Annotated in this window: 1 protein-coding gene; it reads right to left on the bottom strand. The window is 64.2% G+C overall.

Translation table 11 applies throughout. The features are described from left to right. Positions 1-119: 119 nt before the first annotated feature. On the bottom strand, positions 120-2,708 hold the full coding sequence (gene acnD, locus ACO6VD_RS23665) for a Fe/S-dependent 2-methylisocitrate dehydratase AcnD (RefSeq protein WP_422422393.1): 2,589 nt from the start codon (positions 2,706-2,708) through the stop codon (positions 120-122). Positions 2,709-2,838: the final 130 nt, after the last annotated feature.

Genomic DNA, 2,838 nt, shown 5'->3' with positions numbered 1-2,838 from the left:
TGATTTGCGGTACTTGTGCCATAGCTGGGTTGTCCTGTAAGTGCTGTGGGAGGCTATCGCTGGGCAAGCCCGCTCCTACCAGTCGGTGGTAGCGGGCTTGCCCCGCGATAAGCCCTACCTCAAACGGCCGCCGACTCGAGGAAGTCCTGAGCAAAGCGCTGCAGCACCCCGCCCGCTTCATAGATCGACACTTCTTCAGCGGTATCCAGGCGGCAAGTCACTGGCACTTCAACGCGCTCACCGGTGTGACGGGTGATCACCAGGGTCAGGGTCGCCCGCGGGGTACGCTCGCCAACTACGTCGAAGGTCTCGGTGCCGTCGATGTCCAGGGTCTTGCGGTTCACGCCTGGCTTGAACTCCAGCGGCAACACACCCATGCCCACCAGGTTGGTGCGGTGGATACGCTCGAAGCCTTCGGCGACGATGGCTTCGACACCGGCCAGACGCACGCCCTTGGCCGCCCAGTCACGGGACGAGCCCTGGCCGTAGTCGGCGCCGGCGACGATGATCAGCGGCTGTTTGCGCTCCATGTAGGTCTCGATGGCTTCCCACATGCGGGTGACCTTGCCTTCCGGCTCGACCCGCGCCAGCGAGCCCTGCTTGACCTTGCCGCCTTCCTGAACCATTTCGTTGAACAGTTTCGGGTTGGCGAAGGTGGCCCGCTGTGCGGTCAGGTGATCGCCGCGGTGAGTTGCGTAAGAGTTGAAGTCTTCTTCCGGCAGGCCCATTTTCGCCAGGTACTCACCGGCGGCGCTGTCGAGCATGATCGCGTTCGACGGCGACAGGTGGTCGGTGGTGATGTTGTCCGGCAACACCGCCAGCGGGCGCATGCCCTTGAGCGTACGCTCCCCGGCCAGCGCGCCTTCCCAATACGGCGGACGGCGGATGTAGGTGCTCATCTCGCGCCAGTCGTACAGCGGGTCGACCTTGGGACCGGTGTCCTCCTCGATGGCGAACATCGGAATGTAGACCTGGCGGAACTGCTCCGGCTTGACCGCGGCCTTGACCACGGCATCGATCTCTTCGTCGCTCGGCCAGATGTCCTTGAGGCGGATTTCCTTGCCGTCGACCACTGCCAGTACATCTTTCTCGATGTCGAAGCGGATGGTGCCGGCAATGGCGTAGGCCACCACCAACGGCGGCGAGGCCAGGAACGCCTGCTTGGCGTAAGGGTGAATACGGCCGTCGAAGTTGCGGTTGCCCGAGAGTACGGCGGTGGCGTACAGGTCGCGATCGATGATTTCCTCCTGGATCACTGGATCCAGGGCCCCGGACATGCCGTTGCAGGTGGTGCAGGCAAAGGCCACGATACCGAAACCAAGCTGCTCCAGCTCTCGATCAAGGCCCGCTTCTTTCAGGTACAGGGCAACGGTCTTGGAACCCGGTGCCAGCGACGACTTGACCCATGGCTTGCGGATCAGCCCCAGCTTGTTGGCGTTGCGTGCCAGCAGGCCGGCGGCGATCACGTTGCGCGGGTTGCTGGTGTTGGTGCAACTGGTGATGGCGGCAATGATCACCGCGCCGTCCGGCATCTGCCCCGGCACTTCTTCCCACTGACCGGCGATACCTTTGCTGGCCAGGTCGCTGGTTGCTACACGGGCGTGCGGGTTGGACGGGCCGGCCATGTTGCGCACGACGCTGGACAAGTCGAAGCTCAGCACCCGCTCGTACTCGGCGTTGGCCAGGCTGTCGGACCACAGGCCGGCAACCTTGGCATAGGTTTCCACCAGCTTGACCTGCTCGTCTTCACGGCCGGTGAGCTTGAGGTAGTCGATGGTCTGCTGGTCGATTGAGAACATCGCTGCAGTGGCGCCGTATTCCGGGGCCATGTTGGAGATGGTCGCGCGGTCGCCCAGAGTCAGGGCACGGGCGCCTTCGCCGTAGAACTCGAGGTAGGCACCGACGACTTTTGCCTTGCGCAGGAATTCGGTCAGGGCCAGCACCACGTCGGTGGCAGTAATGCCAGGTTGCGGCTTGCCGGACAGCTCGACGCCGACGATTTCCGGCAGGCGCATCCACGAGGCGCGGCCGAGCATGACGTTCTCGGCTTCGAGGCCGCCGACACCGATGGCGATTACGCCCAGGGCATCGACGTGCGGAGTGTGGCTGTCAGTACCGACACAGGTATCCGGATAAGCCACGCCGCGTTCGGCATGGATCACCGGCGACATCTTCTCCAGGTTGATCTGGTGCATGATGCCGTTGCCAGGCTGGATCACGTCGACGTTCTTGAACGCCTTCTTGGTCCAGTTGATGAAGTGGAAACGGTCTTCGTTGCGGCGGTCTTCGATGGCGCGGTTCTTCTCGAATGCCTGCGGATCGAAACCACCGCATTCCACGGCCAGGGAGTGGTCGACGATCAGTTGCACCGGCACCACCGGGTTGACCTGGGCCGGGTCACCGCCACCATCAGCGATGGCGTCACGCAGGCCGGCGAGGTCGACCAGCGCGGTCTGGCCGAGGATGTCGTGGCACACCACACGGGCCGGGAACCACGGGAAGTCGAGGTCGCGCTTGCGTTCGATCAGCTGGCCCAGCGACGCATTGAGGGTCGCCGGATCGCAGCGGCGCACCAGGTTTTCTGCCAGTACGCGTGAGGTATAGGGAAGACGGTCATAGGCGCCGGGCTTGATGGCGTCGACAGCTGCTCGAGCGTCGAAATAATCCAGGCCAGTGCCCGGCAGGTTCTTGCGAAATTCAGTATTCATGGCACAGGGACTCAATCACGGTAAGGTCGGTGGCTGGCCGGTTGGCTTGCCTCTCTTTTGGTGGGGGGGGGGGGGGGGGGGGGGGGGGGGGGGGGGGGGGGGGGGGGGGGGGGGGGGGGGGGGGGGGAGG

The organism is Pseudomonas sp. GZD-222 (assembly GCF_049310525.1).
GTDB lineage: Bacteria > Pseudomonadota > Gammaproteobacteria > Pseudomonadales > Pseudomonadaceae > Aquipseudomonas.
Note: the sequence above shows the minus strand (reverse complement) of the source record. Positions and strands in the feature narration are given on the sequence as shown.